This is a genomic window from Shewanella chilikensis (assembly GCF_002836945.1).
Lineage (GTDB): Bacteria > Pseudomonadota > Gammaproteobacteria > Enterobacterales > Shewanellaceae > Shewanella > Shewanella chilikensis.
Genome location: NZ_NIJM01000010.1, coordinates 75,138 through 99,174 on the forward strand (window position 1 = coordinate 75,138; position 24,037 = coordinate 99,174).

Below are 24,037 nucleotides of genomic sequence, written 5' to 3' on the forward strand. Positions count from 1 at the left end.
ACGCTCAATAAGGGAAGAATGCAGGCTATCTTTGGCGCCAGAGATAGACCCGGTCCGAGTAATCGTAGAGCCACTCGGGCCGATAAACCACCAACAGCGTCACTGCCATGCCGTTAAGCAAGGCTTCAGGGAACCCCAGCAGCGGAATAAGCAGCAGATAATTATCCACCAGATAAGCTGCGCCGTAATCCATATCAAACCATAGATAAACGGCCCATGCCAGGATATGACTCACCACAGAAAGACCTGCATTAAAAAAACCTGCTACGAAAATAAAAACGAATAAATGCTTGGGTAATTTATGATAGCTCAAACTGTGTACTGTCAATGCCAACAGTAGTGGCAGACAAACACCAAACAACATCATGGGCCCCAACATCCAAGGCTGGTGACAGACAAACAGGCAAAAGAAACTCACCGGCAGCAGCATCAATACGGACGCCAAACGCCAGCCAAATATCAGCATCAGGGTCACTAAGGCCAGAAAATGTACATAAATACCTTCGGTTACACTGGCATTGAGCAGCCAAAGGCCATTAACAGCCAAGGTGCAAAACAACGCTCGCCATTGCAAGCTCTTGTCAGCCAGCAGTTGCTGCCAGTCCCATTGAGGCCAAATCCAGGCAAACCAACCTATGAGCACAAGCAAATAGAAGATATCAGCCAGATCCGGCTGCCACTGGATTTGATCCCAAAGAGGTTGAAGATACTCGAACATAATTGACCATCCAGTTATCAACTAAAGGCGGTAAACGACGACGTTATGCTAACTTATCACGCAGTTAATGCAATTATGCTTATTCTGCAGTAAGTTAACGGTAGTTTGTATCTCAAAAAATAATAAGGATAACTGCCCCTGCTTATGCGCACGCTTTTTCTGTCATTACTGCCCCTACTGCTTTGTAGCTGCAGCTCAAAACCCAACATAGATCCGGCCGATTTTGCCGGTGCCATCAAAGACAGTTTCCAGACAGATATCAAAACTGATGGCTTGAAACTCTTCACCTATAAGGCGCGCTTGGTTGCGCCAGGAATAGACCGCAATGACAAGGACGGTGTCCCCGCTCCCCGTACGGCAAAGGAGATGCGCCAACAACTGGCTATCAGAGAAGCCCGGCTTGCCGTCTTTGAACAACAGCTGGTTCTTGGACTCAACAATACCCTCAAGATGAATCAGTACTGTCAAGAGGGCTTCTACGAACTCAGCCGCGTGCTTCATTCCAGTTGGGGAGAAATCCGCGGTGAATGCCACGATGGCGCCAGTGAAATGGACAGGATCCGCTTCAACAACAAGTAATTTTTTTTGAATATGAGCTTCAAATTTGCTAGTTTTGCCGCAGTTTACTGCTTTAGGTGTATTTGAGATGGAACCCACAGGAATTATTCAGGAGATAGAAGAGCCGATTAGCCGCAGCAGGGTAAATCGTCAGTTGTTGTTGGCCACCAGCCTATCGGCACTGGTTGCTATGGCGTTATTGCTGTTTGGCGATCAATATGCTCACCTTTGGCAGGATCAAAGTGCACTGCAACTCAGTCTGTTTCGCCCTGGTTTTTTATTATTGATAGTCTCGGGGTTAATAGTAATCCCCACTAGTGTGATAGAGCTTATCAAGGCCGCCAAAACGCCGGATAGGCCACTGATGTTGGATATGGCGCTACTCAGTATAGGAGTCGCGGTTTCCATGAGCTATATCGGTGTCTTTATGACCCTGTTCCTCTAAGAAAATCCCTTTCGCCACAGTATCAAAACCTGCGACGAAGCAGGTTGAGCTTGTTGCCCGGCCGCGGGCAGGCTAAAATGCCAGCCCTTTGCCTATCCCAAGTGGGAAGTACCAGGAAATTTTGCATGAATAAGCGACAAAAACTGACCAAAAAACTGGCCAAGCGTGCCAAAGCCCGGGAAAACAAGAAAGAGATCCCCAATTCAGGTCCCGCCAAACAGGGTTACATATCCAAGGCTGAGCGCGCCAAAATCGCTGCCGCCGAGCAGGCAGAAAACAATACAGTTGAGCAGCCAGGTAACGGCGCAGCTGAAAACGCTACTGCCGCGACTTGCCAATCTGACGCCCAATAAAGCGTAGCCAAGTCCCTCCTCAGGAAATACTTCTTGCAAAGGGCTTGGGCCAATCACTACGAACCACACCTTGCACCCAGGCCTGTAAGTCGACGCCGACCACAGATAAGACTTGTTCGCCCCTTAGTAGTACCTGAGCGGTTCCCGCCATTAAGGCCTCTCCCGCTGGGGCGAGGTAGCCTGGGCACTGGCTATCGGCTCCAGTTCTTCAGTCATCTGCCCCATCTGGGTACAGGAAGACGACAATGGACTGCTGGAGGCCATGGAGAGTTCCTCCTCATCAAGCCTGTCGGCCTCAAGACCTTGCTGGCGGCCATTGGCGGCCACTCTGGCTACCAAGCGATAGGCGGTGATCACCGCCAATACACCAAAGAGCACTGAACCCAGTGCCTGACCAATCAAGACCCCATATACCCCACCTAGATCGGCTCCCAGATAAACAAATGGCAGCGTCCCGATAGTGGCCTTGCCCACATTGAAGGCGGTTGAATACTTGGCTTTACCCAGATTGTTGAATGAGGCGTTGGCTACAAACAGCGCGCCGTTGAACAGGAAAAACAGCGCCATATACTGGCAGAAGAAACGTACCAGCTCGGCAGAATCCCCGCGCATGTCGAATGCCAATACCAAAGGTTCGCGCAGCAGCCACAGCAACAATGACATCCCAAGCACATAGGCGATACAGAATTGCAGCGCCCTTGTCAGGCATTCGCTGAGCCTGTCATAGGCCCTGGCGCCATAATTCTGCCCTATGATGGGCCCTATGGCGCCGGAAAGCGCAAAGATCATTCCAAAGGCCACAGGGGTCAAACGCCCAACGACGGCCCAACCTGCCACAAAGCTGTCACCAAAGTCGGCAATCGCCCGGGTCACTACCGCATTGCCTATAGGGGTGGCCACATTGGTCAGCATGGCCGGCCCGGCGATGGCAAAAATGGCGCGTAGATCGCCGCGAAAGCTCGCAAGTTCGAAACGGCTCCAAAGGCCGTGTTTGATAAACACCCCTCTTGCCGCGATCAGCAGCACACTGAGGCGCGCCAATACCGAGGCGGTAGCCGCGCCTTCTATGCCCATGGCAAACAAGAAAATAAAAATGGGGTCAAATACGGCATTGACCGCGCCGCCTGCCAGGGTCGATAGCATGGAGAGCCTGGCATCACCCACGGCGCGCAGGGCACTGCCAAGTGCCATCGCCAAACAGATGACCGGCAGCGAAGGCACCAGAATATACAGATAATCGGCGGCCAGCTCGGCGGTATGTCCCCTGGCGCCCACCAGCGCCAGAAGTTCAGGGATCAAGGCGGTCACCACTATCGCCATCAGACTGGATACCAGCAGAGTTACCATGGCGGCATTCAGCAGCAAGCGCTTGGCCCCTTCTGTGTCTCTGGCACCTACGGCGCGGGACACCAGTGCCCCCAGCGCAATCGACAGGCCGATACCTATGGAAGTGGTAAAGAAAGAGATAGTACCGGCATAGCCCACGGCCGCCGCCAATTCCAGCTCTCCCAGCATGCTGAGGAAGAAAATATCCAGCAGATCCACCACAAACAGTGCCGAGATCCCAACGGCCGCAGTAGAGCTCATCACCAAAATGTGGCGCAGTATATTGCCTTCAACAAACTTAGCCTGAGTGACGGCTTGAGTGGCTGCCTTAGCAGATGATTGGTTGTTTGACACCCTAGTCCTTGTTTTCTTCCGGAGGTGGCTCCAGTTCACTGCCACAACGGTTACAGTAGAGAGCATGGTGATCATGCCCGGTTTTCAAGCAGTTGGCGCAGCGGCGCAGATCGCGGTTACGGCCCATCTCCTGGGAGATTTCGGCGGTGAGGATCCCTGTGGGGATGGCGATTATCGAGTAACCCAAGAGCATGGTAAACGCCGCTATCGCCTGGCCGAGTTCTGTCTTGGGAGTGATATCACCGTACCCTACTGTGGTAATGGTCACTATGGTCCAATAGACAGACTTGGGGATCGAGCTGAAGCCGTTGTCCGGGCCTTCGACCACATACATGATGGCGCTGAGCACCATAATGATAAGACTCACAGAGAAAAAGAAGATGAACACCTTGCGACTCGACTGCAGCATCGCCTTGAGCAGCAGATTCCCCTCACTCAAGTATCTGAGCAACTTGAGTACCCGAAAAACTCTGAACAGCCGCAGAATACGGATCACCAGGGTAAAATTGGCCCCGGGGAAGAACAGCGCCAGATAACTGGGCAGGATACTGAGCAGATCCACTACACCGTAAAAACTGCGGGCATAACTCAAACGATTGCTGGAACAATAGAGCCGCAGCAGATATTCCAAAGTGAATACCAAGGTAAAGGTCCATTCCAGTGCCAGGATGATATGTCCGAAACGGGCATGGATATCGGCCACTGTATCGAGAAAAACCAAAGCAACACTGAGAATAATGCAGATGATCAAGCCGATATCAAACCAGCGGCCAGCGGGTGTTTCTGTACCAAAGATGATGATCCTGAGCTTACGCTTGAGCTCCGGCTCCGGCGGCGTATCTGTCACCTTATGTTGATTCATGCGCTAAGCTTCCCTTACTTTCCAACCAAACGGCACCTCAATCTTTACCCTTTCGGGTATTATGCATTCGAGTCTCTTGACGCCGCGCCCAAAAGGCAGGGGCGTAAGTCTGCCACGCATTGGCGAGTGTGCCAAATATTCTCTCTGCGACTCTCGGCAACAATCTTGTTCAAGGGCTTCAAGAGCGCCCCCTTTATCAGTTATTATCCCGTCAAAATAACCATAATCAGAGCCAAGTGGTCATGGGCCCATCGTTTCGTCATATAGTTTATGCAATATTTCTGCTGGCGTTTGCCCAGTTATACAGCCCCTTTGCCTCGGCACAGGTGGATTTGGTGCTGGTCAACAAGTCAGATTCACGTCTGAGCCTGATTAAGGCCGGTAAAGTCATCAAGGAATATCGCATCGCCTTGGGGGATATGCCCAAGGGCCACAAATATCAGGAAGGCGATCAACGCACTCCCGAGGGGCGCTATCTGCTGGACTACAAAAAGGCCGACAGCGCCTTTTACCGCTCAATTCACATCTCCTACCCCAATGACGAGGACAGACTCAGGGCCAAGGCGCTTGGGGTTAGCCCTGGCGGCCAAATCATGATCCACGGCCAAAATCCCCGCTCTGGATTAACTCCGGAAGAGGCGCAGCAGTTTAACTGGACCAACGGCTGTATCGCCCTCACCAATAAAGAAATGGATGAACTCTGGCAGTTGATTGAGCCGGGCACGCCAATAGAAATTTGGCCCTGAAACAGGAATCAAATATGCAAAACCTTCAATCTCTGTCGCAATTGCTGGCAGACTGGCAAGCCTTTGCCGACAAAATCATGCCCCTGATTGAGCGCCTGGGACTCGAGCGTTTAGGCGAGTGCGATCACGCCGCGCTTAGGGTCAACTCTGTTGCCGCGGCAGAAAAGCTCAAGGCCGAGTTTGCTCAATGTGGTGAAATTATCTCAGAAAATATCATCAACGGCCGCCCTATCCTGATCATACGATTACAGCAGCCTCTGCTATTGGGTCAATGGCAAATTCCCTGTGTCGAGCTGCCATTCCCCGGCGATAAACACTATCCCGAAGAGGGATGGGAACATCTGGAGCTGGTTTTGCCCCGTGGCGCCCAAAGCTGTGATGAACTGGCTGAGCAACTGCGTACTCTCTGCCCCCGGACCCAAGCCACACTCGATGGCGACACGGATATTAAACTCAAGGCCAGCAGCCCCAAAGGCGAAGCCGAACGCTTGGCCAACCCGACGTTGGCGTTCAAGGCTGGCGGTGTCTGCGTCAAGGTGCACCCTCACAGCATTCAGGCCATCATCGCCAGCGAGCAGTAAGCGGCTCTGATGCCGCTTTACCCTTGAACGACCCGGTTGCGCCCTTCTGCCTTGGCAACATAAAGAAAATGATCGGCTTTATCCTGCAGATCTTTACCCGAGCGGCAACCTGCAGGACCGGACACCAGGCCGACGCTGATACTGAGGCGGATAGGTTGGCCGCTGTCATCATGGAAATCTTCATCGGCCACTCTGGCCCGCAGCCGATCCATCAGATTAACAGCCTGAGCCGGCGCGCAATTTGGCAGCAAGATAGCAAACTCCTCACCACCAATTCGCGCAATGGCATCCGATTGGCGACACTGGGCCTGCATCAAACCGGCCAGTTGCTTCAATACTTTGTCGCCGGTGGCATGACCAAAGCTGTCGTTGATTAACTTGAAATGATCCAGGTCCAAAAGCGCCAGGCTGTAGTCTTCACGATTGAGCCTGGCCCTTATCCACCAGCTCCAATTGCGGCTCGAATCCACGGCGATTGAGTAACCCTGTCAGCGGATCGCGAAAGGCTACCTGCTGCCAGGCATCCCTGTGCTGCTCAGATAGGCGCAACTGGCGGTTTTGCAGGGCAATCCCCAGTAAAACCAAAGCATTGGCAAAACAAAACGCAGCCAGCTCCGCCGTTTCTGCCGAATACAATCCGGCATCGAAAGGCCCCAGCCCCTTGGCACTTACATAAATAACCACAGCAAAGCTCCCACTGCTGAGACTGCAGGTGAGCAGGAAACTGCCCTCAAATGCCTGCATCACCAACACAGGCAGCAGTAAATACAAGACCCAGGGTTGATTGCCAAATGCCAAAGTAAAAATAACGACTAAAGCCAGAATTGACAGAAGAGATGCCCGGATCTGCCGTTGATTGATAAAAAACCGCTCCGACCAGCCCAGATACACCTGATAAACCAAGACAATCCCCAGAGAATCGGCCAAAAATAGCATCACAGCCATCGTAGGCCAGTAACTCTTGTCGATATAACCGCCCCAAACAAGATTTAGTGCCAGCAAAATACTGGACAGCGCCACAGGGATAACACAAACATAGAAACCAAAGAGCAATAACTCCCTGGCTCTTTGCAGCCCCATGGGCAGGGTCCAACGTAACATTCGGGCGGCCAATAGCGGCATCAGGGCATCAATTGCAGCGGATATCCAGGTGTGTAACTGTGCCTGCTGCAGATTGCTGTTATTGAGTCCGGGGAAATTGGCCAGGAAGGAGGCGATAACCAAAGGGATAATAGCCACGGCCCCAAAACGCAAGCACAGAATAAGCCCTATCCCCGAAGGCAACCATAGAAGGGTAATATTGCTCGGCTGCAATACCAGAGTGGCCATGCCCAGTCGGCCGCTGAGATAGCAGAGCAGCCCTCCAAGCAAAAGCAGTAGCCAATCGGCTCGCCCCCAACGTTTCAAATCAGTCACTTATTCTTCCGGCAATATTCATAAAAATGAGTATAGCCAAGCCGTTCTACCCCTGTAGCAGCCAAAGAAAAAAACAATGCCGCCAGAGGTTAAGTCCGGCGGCGTATGACATCGAGGGTGAGTCAGTCCAATGAGTCAGTCAAAGTAAAGCGCTACTTTTTCGCGTCACTCTTGGCTTGCTGCAATACCTGACTCATTGGAGGCACTAAAGTGGTTGGATCCAGACGCATCTGATACCAATTGACCCGCCAATCCAGATGTGGCCCTGTGGCTCGTCCGGTCGCCCCCACTTCGGCCACCGCCTGGCCCTGTTTCACCTTATCGCCCTCTTTGACATAGAGCTTGCTTAAGTGCAAAAAACTGGAACTGACGCCATAGCCGTGATCGATAATCATGGTGCCGCCGGAATAGAACATATCCGGTACCGACAGGCTGATAACGCCATCGGCCGGCGCAACCACCACAGTACCGGTTTTCGCAGCCACGTCCACACCATAGTGTGGTGTGCCTGGCTTGCCGTTGTATACCCTTTGGCTGCCATAAACCCCTGAAATTCGCCCGGTCAGCGGCCAAATAAAGTCGTCGGCAAACGCCTGCTGGGTACTGAAATGGCTGCGGGCCGCCTTGACCTGGGCGCTGTCTTTGGCGGCGCGCTCCTGGGCCTTGGGGTCCGGCTTCATGATTTTCTTGCTGATCCCTTCAACATACTGAATGCGATAATCCCGCTTGTCGAGTTTGAGGTTACGGCTCTCACTGCTGCCATCCGGGTAACTGAGTGTCAGCGTTTGCTCGAGCGCGGCCTCACGCTCAAAACCAAAGGCAAACCGGCCATCCGGCGTCAGGGTGATGCTCTTGCCATTGAGCTGTACCTCAGTACCCGGCTCTGTTCTTGCTCTGATCAGAGCCCCCTGCTCAAACTTGCCCTGAAACTGCACCCGTGATGACTCGGGTTTGATGTTGGGCTGAGGCTCAGACTTGGATTCGGCCTGCAGCATAGGACTCACAACCAAAGTGCCCAGCAGCATCAGCGGCAGCGCCTTAAAAGATGGGATTGGCATCTTGCTGTTATTGAACTTCACTCTTGCTCCTCTTTATCTTTACGCCCCATAGACCCCAAGGTGCGGCCTATTTGCGGATGCCTTTAGATACCTTTAGGTTGGCTTTATTCTTGGCCCTTCTCAGGCCAGGCAGTATCTATCAGTCACCCTGATGCTGCGCCGATGCGATGGCGCCCTTGCCTATGCCCTCGAAGGCTACCACTTTAAAATGTTTGCCCGGCTCAAAGCCCGCCATGCTGTCGGCCATAAAATGAGCCAGCAGTTCGACCGTGGTGTCGTGGGGGATCAAATCACAGCAGTCTCTTGGCATCGCCAACTGGAAATCACCCTGCGGCGCCTGGTATCTGAAGCCAATATGACTCTTGTCATCTATTTTGGTTTGGGGTGACAGCTCAAGCTCGCTGACACCAACCACATCTTCTTCACTGCCAAGGTAGATATCTTTCCAACGTTTGGCCCAGTATTCATCCCATTTGGGCGCGGCGATACCATCGGCAAACACATTGACAGGACTGCGGTGGCCGTGAGCGATACGCTGGCAGTTACCGTCGTGCTTACGCAAGCCGTGACTGTAATGATAATAGGGCGTTTCCAGCACCTCGTTGCGAAGTGTCAGGCTGATACCCTGAACATTGTCCGGCAAGGCATCTGTCAGCGCCTTGTGCAAAAACTGGTTCACGCTGTCAAAGTCGATAATCTCGCTGGGGATAAGGGCGAAAGCCTGCGCCGGGCAAGCCAGGTGAATGCTGCCGCGCAGACTATGGAAGTCCATCCACACCTTGTCGCCCTGCTGTTGCCAACGCACCTGGCTACAGGCGGTGGGCACCAATAAACGGTGATCGGCCACCTCATCTATGGTTTGCTTTATAGTGCGCTTGACCTTGGAAAAGTCGAGCAACATGTTTTGCTCATCCAGGCCACCGTCGAGCAGCACATCGACTATCCAACTTTCGCCTACCATGCCGCGAAACGGGCACAGGTAAGAAAAATCAACCACAGTTAAATCTTTGACAAATAATTGCATTCTCGCTCCCAGGCAGATAAACAGTCCACCCATGTGTTATCGGCCGGCCGATATTGGCACCGATTGAACCGATACCGGCCAGGGTATCGGCACTTGACGTATCTTTCGCAAAAAGTCTGTGATCTTGTCCAAAAGCTCCACAGCTTTTTGCTTGAGTTTCCGGTATTATACGCAAGTCACTGCCAATATTAATAACGCTAATCAGGTATCCTATGAAAACCCTCATCTGCAACGCCCAATTGGTTAATGAAGGAACAATCCGTACTCAGGATCTGCTGATCGACAACGGCCGCATCAGCCAGATTGCCTCCCAGATCACGGCTCCGGCAGGGGCTCAGGTCATAGATGCTCAGGGTAAACACCTGCTGCCGGGGATGATCGACGATCAGGTGCATTTCCGCGAGCCGGGTTTCCCCAATAAGGGCACCATCGCCAGTGAATCCCGCGCCGCCGTGGCCGGGGGTATCACAAGCTTTATGGAAATGCCCAATGTTAACCCGCAAACCACCAATCTGCAGGCGCTGGAAGACAAGTATACCCGCGCGTCTCAAAGTTCATTGGCCAACTTTGCTTTCTATCTCGGCGCCACCAACGATAACCTGGAAGAGATTAAACGTCTCGATCCCAACCAGGCCTGCGGGGTGAAAATCTTTATGGGCGCCTCTACCGGCAATATGTTGGTGGATAACAGTGCCACTCTGGACGGCATCTTCGCCAACTCTCCTGTGGTCATTGCCACTCACTGTGAAGACAGCCCCACCATAGCCGCCAATGAAGCCGCCATGCGTGAAAAATACGGTGATGCCATACCTATGGAGCTGCACGGCGAAATCCGCTCCCGCGAAGCCTGCCTCAAGTCATCTCAACTGGCAACCGAACTGGCCATTCGTCACAAGGCGCGCCTGCATGTACTGCATTTAACCACCGCCGACGAACTCTATCTGTTTGAGCCGGCCAAGCAACTGGCACAACTCAAGGGTGCCAACATTACCGCCGAAGTCTGTGTACACCATCTTTCGTTCAACGACAGTGACTACGCCCGCCTCGGCAGCCAGATAAAGTGTAACCCGGCCATCAAGACCCTTGCCGATCAACAGGCACTGATAGATGCCGTCAATCGCGACATCATTGACATTATCGCCACAGATCACGCGCCGCACACCTGGGAAGAAAAGCAAGCCGACAGCTACTTCAAGGCGCCGTCCGGTTTGCCGCTGGTGCAACATGCACTGCTCGGCCTGCTGGATCTGCATGCCAAGGGGCACTTCAGTTTGGAAAAAATTGTCCAAAAGACCAGCCATGCGGTGGCCGAGCGCTTTGAACTCAAAGACAGGGGCTATCTGCGCGAAGGTTATCTGGCGGATCTGGTACTGGTGGATCTCAACAAGCCCTTCGAGGCCACGCTGGAAAACACCCGTTATCACTGCGGATGGTCACCCTTCACCGGCCACAAGTTTGCCGCCTCTATCAGTGGTACCTGGGTCAATGGTAAGCAACTGTTTGACGGCAGTCGCTTTATCGACAATACCCTGGGCCAACGCCTCACATTTAATCGCACTTAATCGCTGATAAACCAAGGGCTCCGCGAAAGGAGCCCTTAAACTTATTATGGGAATGTCCCCTTTCCCTTTACAAAAACAATCAAGATTAAGCGACGCCTCTGGAGCCATTTGAATCCCATGCCAACTGTGTCATCACCTTCCTTAGTGATAGATGTGAAGTCCGGCATGAAACCATCCTGGCTTCACGCTTTTAAAACGGGTTGTGTTATTCTGAAGCTCTCTGTCGTCATTGCCACTGCAGGTTTGGATGTTTTATCTTCTGCCGTTCGCTCAAATCAAGGCGGCACCTGATAACACTATGGTTAATAGATAAATGGCTCACGAACTGGACACCCTGGATCTCAATCTGATGCGGCTGCTTAAGGCGGTTGTCGACAATCGCAGTATCAAGCTGGCCGCCATGCAACTTGGGATCTCTCAGCCCAGTGCCAGCCGGGGTGTAATGCGCCTTAAGCAAACCTTCCAGGATCCCCTGTTTGTTCGTAAACCCCATGGTGTAGAACCCTCACCCATGGCGCTGCGCCTGGCAGAAGAGTTTGACAATATTCTGGCCCCTATCGAAAAAGTGCTGCTGGAATTCGAAGACTTCAGCGCCGACAGCTACACAGGTCAAATAGCCATAGTGACAGATCCCTACTTGATGGATGAACAGGGACAAAGATTGCTGCAAAGCTGTCACCAGGCCTTTCCCAAAGCCAGCTTCACCTTTTCCAGCTGGAATGGTTACAGCCATGATGAGATGCTCGAAGGCATACATGACTATTGCATTTTGGATCAGGAAACCGAGCTGTCCAAGGATATCTATATGCGGCCGCTGTTCACCGAAAAACGGGTAATCCTGGCACGCAAAAATCATCCGCTGCTCGGCGATGAAAATGATTGGCAGACAGTGTCCACGCTGCCGATAGTTTCCCTGCCTGCACCGGCCTCCTACAATCCTCAGTGTACTGTGGAATCTGAGTATCAGCGTATGGGTTATCAGCCTCATGTATTACTCAAGTCCTACAATCTTAGGGTCGCCTGCCAGATGTTGCTGGAAACCGACGCCATCATGTACGCCAGTCAAGGTACTGCCAGGTTGATGCCGGAACTGGCCTCCTTCCCCATGCCCCAGGTCAATCGGGAGTTCAGCCACTTCGTGGTGTCCGGCGGCTTTTTGCAGACCTACCGTAATCATCCGTTACATCAACACTTGCACAGAGTTATACAAAACACATTTCAACCAACTCCAATATCTGTTTAGAACGTCATAGATATTCATATTTGAATATCTCAATTACCTATCAAGTTAAAACCCGAACAGTTAACCTAGCAGTGTAAGTTTGGAATTGCCGCTTAATTTGTTGTTACTCCGTTTTTTATGACTTATCTGGCCAGATAGATTCAGGTGTAATGTGCGATTCTCCGTTATGCATATTTTTCATTTCATGTAGAAGGTGAATTATGATCCTTGCACGGGTGTTTCTATTGTTTGCAATTTCCGCTGAAGTGGCGGGTACCAGTACCATGAACCTACTGGGACCTGAGGGTTCTATCTGGGGCTACCTGTTGATGTACCTCTTGATTGGTGTGTCATACTTCTTTTTATCACTGGCGGCGAAGAAGATTGCCATAGGTGTTGCTTATGCGGTTTGGGAAGGTTTAGGCATAGCCCTGATCACCCTGGTATCCATGCTGCTGTTTGATTCCAGGCTCAACCCGCAGGAGCTTGCCGGACTGGCCTTGGCCATCCTGGGTATAGTGTTGGTGACTCTAGGCGAGAGTCATGAAGGTGATAAAACCAAAGTTCAGGATACCGGCTTGGGAGCAAACAGCACCGCCGGTAACCTGTAACGGAGGCGAACATGAACCAGTTTCTGACGCTCTCCTTTGGCTATGTGGTGCTGGCCGCCTTGATTGATATTGCCGCCAATATGGCGCTCACCCGCTCCAACGGATTCAAACGTAAATTATGGGGCGTGCTGGCAATCTTGCTGGTGCTGAGCGCCTTTACTCTGCTGGCACAGGCAGTGAAAGAGATAGACTTGGCCATCGCCTATGCCTCCTGGGGCGCCATAGGTATTTTGGGAACGGCTATCGGCGGCGCCTTGCTGTTCAAACAAAGACTCAAGCCCATAGGTTGGGTCGGCATAGCCGTGGTTATCGCCGCTGTTATCGTGATGAAAACCGCCTAAGGTCAGTAGCAACAAGTAAGGGTTAAGCAAGTAAGGCTGAAATAAGCAAAAAGGCGCTCGAGGGCGCCTTTTATTATGTTCACTAAAGAGACTTATTTAGTACCGAAGATCTTGTCACCGGCATCACCCAGACCAGGCAGTATATAGCCCTTGTCGTTCAGGCACTGATCGACGGAAGCCGTGTAGAGTTCGATATCGGGATGCGCCTCTTCCAGTGCCTTAACGCCTTCAGGCGCCGCAACCAACACCAACGCCTTGATATGCTTACAGCCACGCTTTTTCAGCAAGTCTATGGTGCAAATCATGGAGCCGCCAGTAGCCAGCATGGGGTCAACAACCAGTGCCAAACGCTCTTCCATATCGCTGGCGAGCTTCTCGAAGTAAGGCACTGGCTCCAGAGTTTCTTCGTCACGGTAAACACCGACAACAGAGATACGGGCACTGGGAATATTCTCCAGCACGCCATCCATCATACCAAGACCGGCACGCAGGATAGGCACTACTGTTACTTTCTTGCCTTTGATCTGTTCCACTTCAACCGGACCATTCCAGCCCTCAATGGTCACAGTTTCGGTTTCCAAACCTGCGGTTGCCTCGTAGGTTAACAGGCTGCCAACCTCGGCGGCGAGCTCACGAAAACGTTTGGTGCTGATCTCAGCTTCACGCATCAAACCAATTTTGTGGCGTACCAGCGGGTGTTTAACCTCGACAACTTTCATTCTTTTTCTCCTGATCTTGCGGGCGGGACGAGCAATCAGACTGGCAGCTCCCGGCGTGCAGAGCACAAACCAGCCGGATTTGGGCAAATTTGTGAGATTTTAGTTGATTTGTTCCAGCGGTAAAACAGAAAGTTTTATAAATCTGGTAAATCGTGACTTATATCCCTATGAATAAAGTGCAATCTTGGCTTTCGAGCCCCCCGGCAAACTGCTAGAATATCGCCGCATAAAATCCATAACGATGTACCCGAGAGGATCAAGTGAGTACCCCTACCCCACTGAGCTATAAAGACGCCGGTGTCGATATCGATGCAGGCAACGCACTCGTCAATAACATCAAGTCCGTAGTCAAACGCACTCACCGTCCTGAAGTCATGGGCAACCTGGGTGGTTTTGGCGCCCTGTGTGAACTGCCAACCAAATACAAGCACCCTGTGCTGGTTTCCGGTACCGATGGTGTGGGCACCAAGCTGCGCCTGGCCATTGACTTCAAAAAGCATGACACTGTCGGTATCGACCTGGTGGCCATGTGTGTCAACGACCTGCTGGTTCAAGGCGCCGAGCCGCTGTTTTTCCTCGACTACTATGCTACCGGCAAGCTGGACGTCAATGTGGCGACCGACGTGGTTACAGGTATCGGCGAAGGCTGCTTCCAATCCGGTTGTGCCCTGATCGGTGGTGAAACCGCCGAAATGCCCGGCATGTACGAAGGCGCTGACTATGATCTGGCCGGTTTTTGTGTCGGAGTGGTGGAGAAAGAAGCCATCATCGACGGCAGCAAGGTACAGGCCGGTGATGCACTGATAGCCCTGGGCTCCAGTGGTCCTCATTCCAACGGTTACTCACTGATCCGTAAAGTCCTGGAAGTCAGCCAGGCTGACCCACAGCAAGATCTGGACGGCAAGCCGCTTATCGATCACCTGCTGGAACCAACCCGCATCTATGTCAAACCTTTGCTGGAACTGCTGGACAAACACCCGGTTCACGCCATGGTACACATCACAGGCGGCGGTTTCTGGGAAAACATTCCAAGGGTTCTGCCAGAAGGTGCCAAGGCCGTTATCCAGGGCGAATCCTGGCAGTGGCCCAGCGTATTCAACTGGCTCAAGCAAGCCGGTAATATCACAGAACATGAAATGTACCGCACCTTTAACTGTGGTGTCGGTATGATAGTTGCCCTGCCTCAGGCCGAAGCCGCCGCCGCCATTGAGCTACTCAAGGCCAAAGGTGAAAACGCCTGGCAGATAGGCACTATCGCCAATCGTAATCAACAAGAAGAGCAAGTGGAGATCCTTTAATGCAGGAGAGTTGTCGCATATTGGTAATGATTTCGGGCAATGGCAGTAATTTGCAGGCTGTTATCGACAGTTGTGATAGCAAGATGCCAGGGCGCGTGGTCGGAGTGATCAGCAACAAGGCCGATGCCTATGGTCTGATCCGGGCCCATCATGCCGAAATAGACACCAGCTGCGTCATCGCCCGCAAAGAGGAGTCCCGCGCCCAATACGATGCCAGACTGCAGGCGGCTATCGACAGATATCAGCCCGACCTCATCGTATTGGCCGGTTTTATGCGTATTCTCAGTGATGAGCTGGTCAGCCGTTACCAGGGCAAGATGCTCAATATCCACCCATCACTGCTGCCCAAGTATCCTGGATTGGATACCCACAAGCGCGCCATCGAAGCCGGTGACAGCGAACATGGCGCCAGTGTTCATTTCGTTATCCCGGCACTGGACAGTGGCCCGGTGATTTTGCAGGCCAAGGTACCTGTGTTTGCCGATGACACAGTGGCAACTCTGGCGGCCAGGGTGCACGAGCAGGAACACGCCATCTACCCGATAGTGGTGCGCTGGTTCTGCCAGGGCCGACTGAAGATGGTTGACGGTAAGGCCTGGCTCGACGATGAAGCCATCGGCCCCAACGGCTACGCCCCGGACTGATCTCTGAGTAAACTTAGGTTGATTAATTCATCAAAAAGGAGCCGTGCGGCTCCTTTTTTATTACAACAATGGCTATTACGGCTGTGGCGCAAGCTTACCTATCCGCTTAATTTACCCGAATATGACGCTCCGTTACCGGCTTTTTTCAGCGGCCAATTGTAATTTTATGACCAATGGCGTTAGATAGAGGCAGTTTTCAGGACAGAACGAGACGCGCATGAAGAGTATTATCTGCGACATAGACGGCGTGCTGATGCACGACAACAAATTAATCCCCGGCAGTGACAAGTTTATCGCCCGGGTGCTGGAACAGGGAAACCCCTTGGTTATCTTGACCAACTATCCGGTACAGACGGGCAAAGATCTGCAAAACCGCCTCGGCGCCGCCGGGCTGCATATTCCCGAAGAGTGCTTCTATACCTCGGCCATGGCGACCGCCGACTTTCTCAGGCACCAGGAAGGCAGCAAGGCGTTTGTCATAGGTGAAGGTGCCCTCACCCACGAACTTTACAAGGCCGGCTTTACCATTACCGATATCAACCCCGACTTTGTTATCGTCGGCGAAACTCGCTCCTACAACTGGGACATGATCCACAAGGCCGCCCGCTTTGTTGCCGATGGCGCCCGTTTTATTGCCACCAACCCGGATACCCATGGCCCGGCTTACAGCCCCGCCTGTGGCGCTCTCTGCGCGCCTATAGAGAGAATAAGCGGTCGCAGACCCTTCTACGTGGGAAAACCCAGCAGTTGGATCATCCGCTCGGCGCTGAACCATATAGATAGTCATTCCGAAAATACCGTGATTATCGGCGATAACATGCGTACCGATATTCTGGCCGGTTTTCAGGCTGGGCTGGAAACCATATTGGTCACCAGTGGGGTCAGCAAGCTGGAGGATATAGAGAAAGAGCCCTTCCGTCCCAACCATGTGTTTGCCTGCGCCGCCGACATCGACGTGATCTGAAACCATTGGTAACATTCCTTTTACCGCCTCCGCTTGTGCCGGGGGCGTTTTTTCGTCCATGATAGCGCACAGGCAAGGGCAAAGCCGTTGCCACTCCATACCTGACAATAAAAGCAACAACAGGATCCGTTATGCGCTTGATGATCCCCCTGTGTACCCTGGCACTCTTGAGTGCCTGCAGCCAAAACAATACTGCCGACGACCCCATCCGCGTTGTCAGCTTCAATGAACAAGAGTTTCGCCATGACATCCAAACCCTGGCCTCGGATGAATTTGAAGGCCGGGCGCCGACAACCCGCGGCGAGCAGCTGACTCTGGACTATCTCAGCCAGGCCTTTGCCGATATGGGGCTTGAGCCCGGTTCCAACGGCAGCTTTTTGCAAAAAGTGCCCATGGTGAGCTATACCGCCAGTGAAACCCAGGAAATACAGTTAGCCGGTATCGATTTTCAATATCCCCAAGATCTGGTGCTCGGCAGTCGCCATGATGTCGAACGCGTCGATATCACCAACGCGCCACTGGTGTTTGTCGGTTACGGTATCAACGCCCCCGAGTACGACTGGAACGACTACCAGGGCCTGGACATGAAGGGCAAAATCGCCCTTATTCTGGTGAATGACCCCGGCTTTGCCCGCCCGGATCTCGGTAAATTCAACGGCAAGGCGATGACCTACTACGGCCGTTGGACCTATAAGTATGAAGAAGCCAGCCGTCAGGGCGCATTGGGCGCCATTATCATTCACGACACGGCTCCTGCCGCTTATCCCTGGTCTGTAGTGGAAAACAGCTGGACCGGCCCACAGCAGGATCTGGCCTCGGATTCCGGCAACGAGCGAGTGGCGGTGGAAGGCTGGATAACCCTGGATGCCGCCAAAAAGGTGTTTTCCAAGGCCGGGCTTGAACTGGACAGCGCCATCAGCCGCGCTGCCCACGGTCCACTGCAACTGACGCTGGGGCAAACCGCCAGCATAGCTTTCGACAACAAGGCCGAGTATGGCGACAGCTACAATGTGGTTGCCACTCTGCCGGGCAGCAGCCGCGCCAATGAGCATATTCTGTTTACCGGCCACTGGGATCATTTGGGCATGAGCAGTTCGGCCGAAGGCGACAGGGTATTCAATGGCGCCATGGACAACGCCTCCGGCATCGCCGGCATGCTGGCCATCGCCCGTGAGTTTGCCGCCGACGCCAAGGCTGGCAAGCGCCTCAAGCGCTCGCTGACTTTTATCGCCACCACAGGCGAAGAGCAAGGTCTGCTGGGATCACGTTTCTATGCCGCTCAACCGGCCTACCCGTTGGAAAACACCATAGGGGTGATTAATCTCGACAGCACCAATATCTATGGCCGCACCAAAGACTTCACCATAGTGGGCAAAGGCAAGTCTGAGCTGGAGCGTTATCTGGAAGCCGCGCTCAAGACCCAGGGCCGCTATGCCACAGCAGAGAAACACCCCGAGTCCGGCGGTTTCTTCCGCTCGGATCACTTCAGTTTTGCCCAGTATGGCGTACCTGCGGTATTTGCCGGTGGCGGCAGCGAACCTGTGGATCAGGCCACCGCTGACTACAAAGCGGCGATGAAGCAGCAGATGAAAGGCTGCTATCACAACCTCTGCGATGAGTATCATGCCAACTGGGATCTCTCCGGCGCGCTGGAAGATCTGGCCGTGTACTACAAGGCCGCCAAAGGCTTGGCGGATTCTGCCGACCGCCCGGGTTATTTTAAGGGCACAGAGTTTTATAACCTGCGGCCGGAAACCGGCGTTGCTCCGGCGATTTAACCAGACACATTTCCCCATCCCCCAAGGCGCCTCCGGCGCCTTTTTGCGTTGTTTTCCGGGCAGATAAATCAATCGCCGATAAAAGCAGCGGCTTTAGGAAAGTGCCAATTTGCACGCTGTTACAGCGAGCTAAAATGCAGATCTTTCACCAATTAAGCGATTAAATTGTTTAACCCTTAAAAAAATAGGTCGAAAAACACATTATAATTTACAGATCTAGCCATTTTCATGATTTATATTCAAAAATAAAGCTTGGCTTTTGAGAATTCTACAGGCAAAGTGAAGCCATTGCTGAAGAAACACCAAGTTTGGAGTCTTACCATGTGTTCAATTTTTGCCATTCTCGATATCCAGTCTGATGCCGCCGCTCTGAGAAGCACTGCGCTGGAGATGTCCAAACTGATGCGCCACCGCGGCCCGGACTGGTCGGGTATTCATACCACTCCAAGAGCGATTCTCGCCCATGAGCGGCTGGCCATTGTCGATATCGAACACGGCGCCCAGCCGCTGTTATCTGAAGATGGCCAGTTGGTATTGGCAGTCAACGGTGAAATCTACAACCACAAAGAACTCAAGGCCGAGCTCGGCGACAAGTACAGCTACCAGACCAACTCGGATTGCGAAGTGATCCTGGCGCTGTATCAGGAATATGGCTGCGACTTTCTCGATAAGCTCAACGGTATTTTTGCCTTCGTACTCTATGACAAGGCCAAGGACTGCTACCTCGTAGGCCGGGATCACATGGGGATCATCCCGCTTTACACCGGCCGCGATACCAGTGGCAACTTCTATGTCGCCTCCGAGATGAAGGCGCTGGTCCCCGTATGTAAAACTGTGGAAGTATTCAGCCCCGGGCATTACCTCTACAGTGCAGATGACGCGCCGGTGCAATACTATCAGCGTGACTGGCGCGACTATGAAGCGGTAGCCCAAAACAGCGCCTCCAGCGAAGAGCTGCGCGAAGCGTTGGAAGCCGCGGTAAAGCGCCAGTTGATGTCAGATGTGCCCTATGGCGTTTTGCTGTCGGGCGGGCTGGACTCCTCGGTGATTTCCGCCATAACCCAAACTTTTGCCAAGCGCCGTATTGAAGACAACGATGCCTCCGATGCCTGGTGGCCACAGCTGCACTCCTTTGCCGTAGGCCTGAAAGGGGCGCCGGATTTGGCGGCGGCACAAAAGGTCGCCGATGCCATAGGCACCATACACCATGAACTGCACTTCACCTTCCAGGAAGGCCTGGATGCCATCAAGGAAGTGATTTATCACCTGGAAACCTATGATGTCACCACCATACGCGCTGCAACCCCCATGTATTTGATGGCGCGCAAGATCAAGGCTATGGGGATCAAGATGGTGCTCTCAGGCGAAGGGGCCGATGAACTATTCGGCGGTTACCTCTATTTTCACAAGGCACCAAACGCCCGCGCCTTCCACGAAGAACTGGTGCGTAAACTCGACAAGCTACACCTGTACGACTGCCTACGGGCCAACAAGGCCATGGCAGCCTGGGGCCTGGAAGCCCGAGTACCTTTCCTCGACAAGGAGTTTATGGACGTGGCAATGCGCCTGAACCCAGAAGCCAAGATGTCGCGCGATGGCCGGATTGAAAAGCATATTCTGCGTGAAGCCTTCGAGCATAAGCTCCCGGCCGAAGTCGCCTGGCGCCAGAAAGAGCAGTTCAGTGACGGGGTGGGTTACTCCTGGATTGACGGTCTGAAAGAACATGCCGCCGCCCAGGTGGAAGATAAAGAGCTGGCCAACGCCCGTTTCCGCTTCCCGCACAACACGCCGGAAACCAAGGAGGCCTACTTCTATCGCTGTTTCTTTGAAGAGCACTTCCCGCTGGAGTCGGCGGCACTGACTGTACCGGGTGGTAAATCGGTTGCCTGCTCTACCCCGGAAGCGCTGGCCTGGGATGAGAGCCTGTCCGGCATCATAGATCCTTCCGGCCGAGCGGTGCGCTCTGTGCATAGCGCATCTTATTGAACTTAAGTAAAAACCATAAAGGCGCCGAATGGCGCCTTTATTCATTAGCGGAAATAGGAGCTTCTCTTCTGTGCCGCTTTATTTGCTTTGAGCTTGTTCACTTGCGCCTTGTTCTCATCACTCTAAACCCGGCAGCGGCTTGGTCACGCTCAACTTGTCGCTGCCGGCAGCGCTCGAGAATAGTCTGCCGCTCGCTGTCCGTTGCCTGATGCCAGGCCAGGATCTCTGCCAGCGTCCTGAAACACCCCAAGCAAACATCCTGCAAGTCCAGGCAGCAGTGGCGAATACAGGGAGAGTCCACCCTGTTACTGCGCTTTGGCTGCCTGGACATATTGGCTTCTTAGCTACCGCGCTTAAGGTAGCTTGGCTGATGCAGCTCAGTAACCTCCAGCGATACACTGTCAGCTTTGGCCGCAATCGGCTCCAGTGCGGCAAACACGCTTTGGGTCAGGGCTTGCTTTTGCTCATCGGTGCGTCCCGGCATAATGGCCAAACGCACATGGATAAAGCTTTGCGCGCTGTCCTCCCCAACCAGGAAATGCTCACAGGCATGCGCCCTACTCTTGATGGCAGATGGTGTGAACAAGCCTGAGTCTATGGCACCTTGGTGCACCGCCTGAACCAGCTTGGTAATCGACAACTGCTGCGCCAAGGGCGCCGAATACTCAATAATACAGTGAGGCATAATCCTTCCTTGTAAAGGCAGAAGCGTCCGGGTCTATTCAGACCAGACGGCATACTCGTTTTGGCTCGGGCAGCGAAAATGAAAGCGCCGACCACCGGGAAAACTGAAAATATCTTTACTGATCTCGCCGCCATGGCCCTTCACGGCCTCTAGGCTGGCATTCAAATCATTTGAGTAGAGCACCAACAGCGGGCAGCCATTGAGGGTATCGAAGTTCACCGATGAACGGAAAAAACCGCCATCGATCCCGGCCTGGGTAAAACAGCTGTAGTCCGGGCCATAGTCAACAAAGCCCCAACCAAACACCGCCTGAAAAAACGCCTTGGTGGCTTCCAGCTCCCGGGCGGGAAGTTCAAGATAGTTAATCGTATGATGTAACGCCATGGCTTTCCTCCCGCCGCTTGGGCGACTTAATAGCAATTATTTAGCTGAGCTGCAGGTTAGGTTCAGCCCACAATTCACCTATCTATAGTTATAGCAAGCGCTGCAGGTATACGCTGACCAGCCCTATCAAACCGCCAAAGACACCGCCCCAGACAACCAGCCAGCCCAGGTGAGTTTTAATCATCTGCTGCACCATCTCTTTGACCAACTGCGGCGTTAACTCGGCCAACCGCTGCTCGACGATATCCTGAATTTGGCTGCGCATATCGGCCATCACTCCTGGCTGCTCCAGCTCGCCCTTGAGCAGCTCGTAAAAATCATCACTCTTGGCAATATCCGCCAGCGACTGCTGCATCTTTTCAATAAAAGGTTGCTTGAGCGGCGTGAGAGCTTCCTCGCCGCCAAACATGGATAACATGCCCCCCAATGATGACTGGGCCACAGTGGCCACCAGAGCATCAAAGGCCGGAGCCAAGTCTACCTTGGTGATAACTCCGGAGAGATCCAGGCTCTGCTTGTCCGAGCGAGTCGACAGAAAACGGTCGATATTCGCTTCGGAGAAAAACTGCTCCATCATCAACTCGCTGATCGCTTGCTTGAACTGCTCGAAACGAGCCGGGATCACCCCTGAGCCATAGAGACCCGGTACTTTTTCAAACAACATATGCACCGCCAACCAATTGGTAATGGCGCCGGATACGGCGAATAGGCCTATGTTGAATAACACATCTGAGTGCATGCCATAGCCGGTAAGCATAATGGCCAGCGCCAATAGGTTGGTAACGGCGCTCTTGTCGAGCACAGGTGTCTGTTGTACTGCTGTTTTCAATCTGAAATCCCCTGAAATTAAAACCCGCTAATGGTAGCAAACAGGGGGCAGCAGATTAAAGTAGTGCGTGATACAGACCTTGCTCTGTGTCATCCCCGGTTGCCGGCATGGAGGGCTCACCAAATTGGCGTTTCACCACCAGCACCTCGGCATCCTGAGCCAGAGTGCGGGCTCTATGAGTGAGTTCTTTGGCAATTCCCTGACCTCGGTAATCGGGCAATACAAAGAGATCATCGAGATACCACAAGGGTTGGAGTAATAAAGAAGAGAACGAAGGAAAAAGCTGAGCGAAGGCCAATGGGAAATCGCCTTCGGTGGCGATAAAGATCATCGAATCATTTTCCTGCAAGCGGGCCCGTAAAAATTCACGGCAGCAAACGAGATCCGACTCTTGCCCCATCTCCTGCCGATACTCGTCAAACAGCAGGATCAGTTGTTCCAAATCCATTTCAGTAGCCAAACGTATTTGCATTTTTCATCCCTGAATACAAGTTGAAATCTTACTATTTGCCAAAGGCAAAACGACAATAAACTTCTTAAACAAGGCAAGGCTAACATAGAAAAGCTTCTCTGGCAGCAGCTTTAAGCTGCCCTCCCCCAAGCCAGTTCCCGTTCATGCCCATCCTGGCAGCCGTTTTCAACGAGCACACAAACCCAAGCGGACTTAGTCGTATTGGTCGGCAATAACAACTGAAATAGCCCCAGCCATCAAGCACTGAAACAGGCAATTTAACAATTGGAATATTACTCATATGATTTGCCGGGCACAGTTGTTTTAATAGCGAATTATGTTGCCACCCCCCACAAAATCAGGGTTTTATTGCCTTTGTTAAAAAACTTGACCTTAAGCTAATTGTTTTACTAATAGGTACTGGGTATTGTATAACCAATTCAACCAGTTAGCTTTTTCTTAAGCGAAAGCTCTGCGACAAGGATACTTTTCAGTTTGTAACGGTATTCAGGGACGAACAGCATGTCGCGCCCGTGCGGTAGCTATGGCTTTACTTAACGCTTTTTGTCGGGCTTGAGTTTTAGGGTCCTTGGTTTTAGGGTCCTTGGTTTTAAGGCGCTTAGTTTTAAGGTGCTTGTTTTTAAGGCCCTTGGTTGCAGGGCTTGAAGCGCTCATGGTAAGTGCCTAAGAACTGATTTTTTATACAGTATTATTGACATTCTCAACAAAATGCCGGGAATTTGCAGCTAAGCTTGCGCGTTATTTCCGTAACTTTTAAAAAATAGCATTAAATTCATATAGTTAAAAAATACAGCGGGTAGATAATAGGTTTGGAAACCGCGCATGCGCGTTTAGCTGCAAGGGATATTTGGACTAAATGGCCCGAATTCAGATAATAAGTGCACCACTCATGGTTAAACGGTGAGGAGAGATCAACTGCCTGTTGGTGATACTCTGTAGTCGCCAAACAAACATGAGTAGTTACCATGAATTACAAGCAGTTGATCGAGGGACAACGATACCAGATTGAGGCCTATTTACGCGAGGGTTTCAGTTATCGGGAGATAGGAAAACGTCTGAAAGTCAGTCACAGCACAATCAGCCGGGAAGTAAATCGCAATC

29 protein-coding genes are annotated in these 24,037 nt (G+C 52.5%); 15 read left to right on the top strand and 14 right to left on the bottom strand.

What is annotated here, in order from left to right:
- Positions 1-25 precede the first annotated feature (25 nt).
- A complete protein-coding gene (locus CX651_RS05670; RefSeq protein WP_101054503.1) occupies positions 26-718 on the bottom strand; it encodes an energy-coupling factor ABC transporter permease in 693 nt (230 codons plus the stop codon).
- Positions 719-862: 144 nt separating this feature from the next.
- Here CX651_RS05670 and CX651_RS05675 point away from each other — a divergent pair, with 144 nt between their 5' ends.
- The 3 genes from CX651_RS05675 to CX651_RS05685 all read left to right on the top strand — a co-directional run bounded on the left by CX651_RS05675 (position 863) and on the right by CX651_RS05685 (position 2,074).
- Positions 863-1,297 (top strand): hypothetical protein, encoded by a 435-nt coding sequence (locus CX651_RS05675; RefSeq protein ID WP_224866334.1) that lies wholly within the window; start codon positions 863-865, stop codon positions 1,295-1,297.
- A gap of 67 nt (positions 1,298-1,364) precedes the next feature.
- Positions 1,365-1,721, top strand: a complete 357-nt coding sequence (locus tag CX651_RS05680) for a hypothetical protein (RefSeq protein ID WP_101054509.1) — start codon at positions 1,365-1,367, stop codon at positions 1,719-1,721.
- 125 nt (positions 1,722-1,846) lie between these two features.
- Positions 1,847-2,074 (top strand): DUF2986 domain-containing protein, encoded by a 228-nt coding sequence (locus CX651_RS05685; RefSeq protein WP_101054512.1) that lies wholly within the window; start codon positions 1,847-1,849, stop codon positions 2,072-2,074.
- Between the two features lie 19 nt (positions 2,075-2,093).
- Here CX651_RS05685 and CX651_RS20245 read toward each other — a convergent pair whose 3' ends face one another.
- From CX651_RS20245 to CX651_RS05695, 3 genes are all read right to left on the bottom strand, one after another.
- Positions 2,094-2,225 (bottom strand): hypothetical protein, encoded by a 132-nt coding sequence (locus CX651_RS20245; RefSeq protein WP_268249211.1) that lies wholly within the window; start codon positions 2,223-2,225, stop codon positions 2,094-2,096.
- Complete coding sequence (locus CX651_RS05690) at positions 2,225-3,661, bottom strand: MATE family efflux transporter (protein ID WP_229839768.1); 1,437 nt, start codon at positions 3,659-3,661, stop codon at positions 2,225-2,227. Before CX651_RS05690 ends, CX651_RS20245 begins: the two co-directional genes overlap by 1 nt.
- 94 nt (positions 3,662-3,755) lie before the next feature.
- Entirely contained in the window at positions 3,756-4,616 is an 861-nt protein-coding gene (locus CX651_RS05695) for an ion transporter (protein WP_101054519.1), read from the bottom strand.
- A gap of 242 nt (positions 4,617-4,858) precedes the next feature.
- Between CX651_RS05695 and CX651_RS05700 the strand changes: the two genes are divergently transcribed.
- Both CX651_RS05700 and CX651_RS05705 read left to right on the top strand, forming a co-directional pair.
- Positions 4,859-5,362 (top strand): L,D-transpeptidase family protein, encoded by a 504-nt coding sequence (locus tag CX651_RS05700; RefSeq protein ID WP_039035474.1) that lies wholly within the window; start codon positions 4,859-4,861, stop codon positions 5,360-5,362.
- Positions 5,363-5,376: 14 nt separating this feature from the next.
- Positions 5,377-5,943 carry a VOC family protein gene (locus CX651_RS05705; protein ID WP_101054523.1) on the top strand — a complete coding sequence of 189 codons (567 nt, stop codon included), beginning with the start codon at positions 5,377-5,379 and terminating at the stop codon, positions 5,941-5,943.
- 17 nt (positions 5,944-5,960) lie between these two features.
- On the opposite strand, the gene CX651_RS05710 is transcribed toward CX651_RS05705, so the two are convergent.
- From CX651_RS05710 to CX651_RS05725, 4 genes are all read right to left on the bottom strand, one after another.
- The gene (locus CX651_RS05710; protein ID WP_157822672.1) at positions 5,961-6,413 is read right to left on the bottom strand and encodes a GGDEF domain-containing protein; all 453 of its coding nucleotides are present in this window, start codon (positions 6,411-6,413) and stop codon (positions 5,961-5,963) included.
- The gene (locus tag CX651_RS05715) at positions 6,361-7,359 is read right to left on the bottom strand and encodes an MASE1 domain-containing protein (protein ID WP_101054529.1); all 999 of its coding nucleotides are present in this window, start codon (positions 7,357-7,359) and stop codon (positions 6,361-6,363) included. The genes CX651_RS05710 and CX651_RS05715 overlap by 53 nt, the downstream gene beginning before the upstream one ends.
- Positions 7,360-7,511: 152 nt before the next feature.
- Positions 7,512-8,354, bottom strand: a complete 843-nt coding sequence (locus CX651_RS05720) for a M23 family metallopeptidase (protein WP_101054584.1) — start codon at positions 8,352-8,354, stop codon at positions 7,512-7,514.
- Positions 8,355-8,556: 202 nt separating this feature from the next.
- Positions 8,557-9,441, bottom strand: a complete 885-nt coding sequence (locus CX651_RS05725; RefSeq protein ID WP_025889416.1) for a 6-carboxytetrahydropterin synthase — start codon at positions 9,439-9,441, stop codon at positions 8,557-8,559.
- 212 nt (positions 9,442-9,653) lie between these two features.
- On the opposite strand from CX651_RS05725, the gene CX651_RS05730 reads away from it, so the two are divergent.
- The 4 genes from CX651_RS05730 to CX651_RS05745 all read left to right on the top strand — a co-directional run bounded on the left by CX651_RS05730 (position 9,654) and on the right by CX651_RS05745 (position 13,177).
- Complete coding sequence (locus CX651_RS05730) at positions 9,654-11,003, top strand: dihydroorotase (protein WP_101054532.1); 1,350 nt, start codon at positions 9,654-9,656, stop codon at positions 11,001-11,003.
- Between the two features lie 313 nt (positions 11,004-11,316).
- Positions 11,317-12,246 carry a LysR family transcriptional regulator gene (locus CX651_RS05735; RefSeq protein WP_101054535.1) on the top strand — a complete coding sequence of 310 codons (930 nt, stop codon included), beginning with the start codon at positions 11,317-11,319 and terminating at the stop codon, positions 12,244-12,246.
- Positions 12,247-12,446: 200 nt separating this feature from the next.
- Complete coding sequence (locus CX651_RS05740; RefSeq protein WP_025011949.1) at positions 12,447-12,836, top strand: SMR family transporter; 390 nt, start codon at positions 12,447-12,449, stop codon at positions 12,834-12,836.
- Between the two features lie 11 nt (positions 12,837-12,847).
- Positions 12,848-13,177 carry a multidrug/spermidine efflux SMR transporter subunit MdtI gene (locus CX651_RS05745; protein ID WP_039035480.1) on the top strand — a complete coding sequence of 110 codons (330 nt, stop codon included), beginning with the start codon at positions 12,848-12,850 and terminating at the stop codon, positions 13,175-13,177.
- Positions 13,178-13,269: 92 nt separating this feature from the next.
- On the opposite strand, the gene upp is transcribed toward CX651_RS05745, so the two are convergent.
- Positions 13,270-13,896, bottom strand: a complete 627-nt coding sequence (upp, locus tag CX651_RS05750) for a uracil phosphoribosyltransferase (protein ID WP_101054539.1) — start codon at positions 13,894-13,896, stop codon at positions 13,270-13,272.
- A 260-nt stretch (positions 13,897-14,156) separates the two neighbouring features.
- On the opposite strand from upp, the gene purM reads away from it, so the two are divergent.
- From purM to asnB, 5 genes are all read left to right on the top strand, one after another.
- Positions 14,157-15,194, top strand: coding sequence for a phosphoribosylformylglycinamidine cyclo-ligase (gene purM / locus CX651_RS05755; RefSeq protein ID WP_044734661.1), 1,038 nt, complete (start codon positions 14,157-14,159; stop codon positions 15,192-15,194).
- Complete coding sequence (gene purN / locus CX651_RS05760; RefSeq protein ID WP_039035483.1) at positions 15,194-15,838, top strand: phosphoribosylglycinamide formyltransferase; 645 nt, start codon at positions 15,194-15,196, stop codon at positions 15,836-15,838. Before purM ends, purN begins: the two co-directional genes overlap by 1 nt.
- A 217-nt stretch (positions 15,839-16,055) precedes the next feature.
- The gene (locus CX651_RS05765; RefSeq protein WP_101054542.1) at positions 16,056-16,802 is read left to right on the top strand and encodes an HAD-IIA family hydrolase; all 747 of its coding nucleotides are present in this window, start codon (positions 16,056-16,058) and stop codon (positions 16,800-16,802) included.
- A gap of 131 nt (positions 16,803-16,933) precedes the next feature.
- On the top strand, positions 16,934-18,580 hold the full coding sequence (locus CX651_RS05770) for a M28 family metallopeptidase (RefSeq protein ID WP_101054546.1): 1,647 nt from the start codon (positions 16,934-16,936) through the stop codon (positions 18,578-18,580).
- Positions 18,581-18,901: 321 nt separating this feature from the next.
- The gene (gene asnB, locus CX651_RS05775) at positions 18,902-20,566 is read left to right on the top strand and encodes an asparagine synthase B (RefSeq protein WP_101054549.1); all 1,665 of its coding nucleotides are present in this window, start codon (positions 18,902-18,904) and stop codon (positions 20,564-20,566) included.
- 97 nt (positions 20,567-20,663) lie between these two features.
- Here asnB and CX651_RS05780 read toward each other — a convergent pair whose 3' ends face one another.
- From CX651_RS05780 to CX651_RS05800, 5 genes are all read right to left on the bottom strand, one after another.
- Positions 20,664-20,897, bottom strand: coding sequence for a DUF1289 domain-containing protein (locus tag CX651_RS05780; RefSeq protein WP_101054553.1), 234 nt, complete (start codon positions 20,895-20,897; stop codon positions 20,664-20,666).
- A 9-nt stretch (positions 20,898-20,906) separates the two neighbouring features.
- Positions 20,907-21,251, bottom strand: coding sequence for a 5-carboxymethyl-2-hydroxymuconate Delta-isomerase (locus CX651_RS05785; protein WP_101054556.1), 345 nt, complete (start codon positions 21,249-21,251; stop codon positions 20,907-20,909).
- Between the two features lie 33 nt (positions 21,252-21,284).
- On the bottom strand, positions 21,285-21,635 hold the full coding sequence (locus CX651_RS05790; RefSeq protein ID WP_101054560.1) for a VOC family protein: 351 nt from the start codon (positions 21,633-21,635) through the stop codon (positions 21,285-21,287).
- Positions 21,636-21,723: 88 nt separating this feature from the next.
- Complete coding sequence (locus tag CX651_RS05795) at positions 21,724-22,392, bottom strand: hypothetical protein (RefSeq protein WP_052248236.1); 669 nt, start codon at positions 22,390-22,392, stop codon at positions 21,724-21,726.
- Positions 22,393-22,519: 127 nt separating this feature from the next.
- On the bottom strand, positions 22,520-22,936 hold the full coding sequence (locus CX651_RS05800; protein WP_101054563.1) for a GNAT family N-acetyltransferase: 417 nt from the start codon (positions 22,934-22,936) through the stop codon (positions 22,520-22,522).
- Positions 22,937-23,901: 965 nt separating this feature from the next.
- Between CX651_RS05800 and CX651_RS05805 the strand changes: the two genes are divergently transcribed.
- Positions 23,902-24,037 (top strand): helix-turn-helix domain-containing protein (locus tag CX651_RS05805; RefSeq protein WP_157822673.1); only part of this gene is annotated, 136 nt, incomplete at its 3' end.

Coding starts and splice junctions, on each gene's coding strand:
- CX651_RS05670 (WP_101054503.1), bottom strand. CDS start 718: ATGTTCGAGTATCTTCAACCTCTTTGGGATCAAATCCAGTGGCAGCCG.
- CX651_RS05675 (WP_224866334.1), top strand. CDS start 863: ATGCGCACGCTTTTTCTGTCATTACTGCCCCTACTGCTTTGTAGCTGC.
- CX651_RS05680 (WP_101054509.1), top strand. CDS start 1,365: ATGGAACCCACAGGAATTATTCAGGAGATAGAAGAGCCGATTAGCCGC.
- CX651_RS05685 (WP_101054512.1), top strand. CDS start 1,847: ATGAATAAGCGACAAAAACTGACCAAAAAACTGGCCAAGCGTGCCAAA.
- CX651_RS20245 (WP_268249211.1), bottom strand. CDS start 2,225: ATGGCGGGAACCGCTCAGGTACTACTAAGGGGCGAACAAGTCTTATCT.
- CX651_RS05690 (WP_229839768.1), bottom strand. CDS start 3,661: ATGAGCTCTACTGCGGCCGTTGGGATCTCGGCACTGTTTGTGGTGGAT.
- CX651_RS05695 (WP_101054519.1), bottom strand. CDS start 4,616: ATGAATCAACATAAGGTGACAGATACGCCGCCGGAGCCGGAGCTCAAG.
- CX651_RS05700 (WP_039035474.1), top strand. CDS start 4,859: ATGGGCCCATCGTTTCGTCATATAGTTTATGCAATATTTCTGCTGGCG.
- CX651_RS05705 (WP_101054523.1), top strand. CDS start 5,377: ATGCAAAACCTTCAATCTCTGTCGCAATTGCTGGCAGACTGGCAAGCC.
- CX651_RS05720 (WP_101054584.1), bottom strand. CDS start 8,354: ATGCTGCAGGCCGAATCCAAGTCTGAGCCTCAGCCCAACATCAAACCC.
- CX651_RS05725 (WP_025889416.1), bottom strand. CDS start 9,441: ATGCAATTATTTGTCAAAGATTTAACTGTGGTTGATTTTTCTTACCTG.
- CX651_RS05730 (WP_101054532.1), top strand. CDS start 9,654: ATGAAAACCCTCATCTGCAACGCCCAATTGGTTAATGAAGGAACAATC.
- CX651_RS05735 (WP_101054535.1), top strand. CDS start 11,317: ATGGCTCACGAACTGGACACCCTGGATCTCAATCTGATGCGGCTGCTT.
- CX651_RS05740 (WP_025011949.1), top strand. CDS start 12,447: ATGATCCTTGCACGGGTGTTTCTATTGTTTGCAATTTCCGCTGAAGTG.
- CX651_RS05745 (WP_039035480.1), top strand. CDS start 12,848: ATGAACCAGTTTCTGACGCTCTCCTTTGGCTATGTGGTGCTGGCCGCC.
- upp (WP_101054539.1), bottom strand. CDS start 13,896: ATGAAAGTTGTCGAGGTTAAACACCCGCTGGTACGCCACAAAATTGGT.
- purN (WP_039035483.1), top strand. CDS start 15,194: ATGCAGGAGAGTTGTCGCATATTGGTAATGATTTCGGGCAATGGCAGT.
- CX651_RS05765 (WP_101054542.1), top strand. CDS start 16,056: ATGAAGAGTATTATCTGCGACATAGACGGCGTGCTGATGCACGACAAC.
- CX651_RS05770 (WP_101054546.1), top strand. CDS start 16,934: ATGCGCTTGATGATCCCCCTGTGTACCCTGGCACTCTTGAGTGCCTGC.
- asnB (WP_101054549.1), top strand. CDS start 18,902: ATGTGTTCAATTTTTGCCATTCTCGATATCCAGTCTGATGCCGCCGCT.
- CX651_RS05780 (WP_101054553.1), bottom strand. CDS start 20,897: ATGTCCAGGCAGCCAAAGCGCAGTAACAGGGTGGACTCTCCCTGTATT.
- CX651_RS05785 (WP_101054556.1), bottom strand. CDS start 21,251: ATGCCTCACTGTATTATTGAGTATTCGGCGCCCTTGGCGCAGCAGTTG.
- CX651_RS05790 (WP_101054560.1), bottom strand. CDS start 21,635: ATGGCGTTACATCATACGATTAACTATCTTGAACTTCCCGCCCGGGAG.
- CX651_RS05795 (WP_052248236.1), bottom strand. CDS start 22,392: ATGCTTACCGGCTATGGCATGCACTCAGATGTGTTATTCAACATAGGC.
- CX651_RS05800 (WP_101054563.1), bottom strand. CDS start 22,936: ATGCAAATACGTTTGGCTACTGAAATGGATTTGGAACAACTGATCCTG.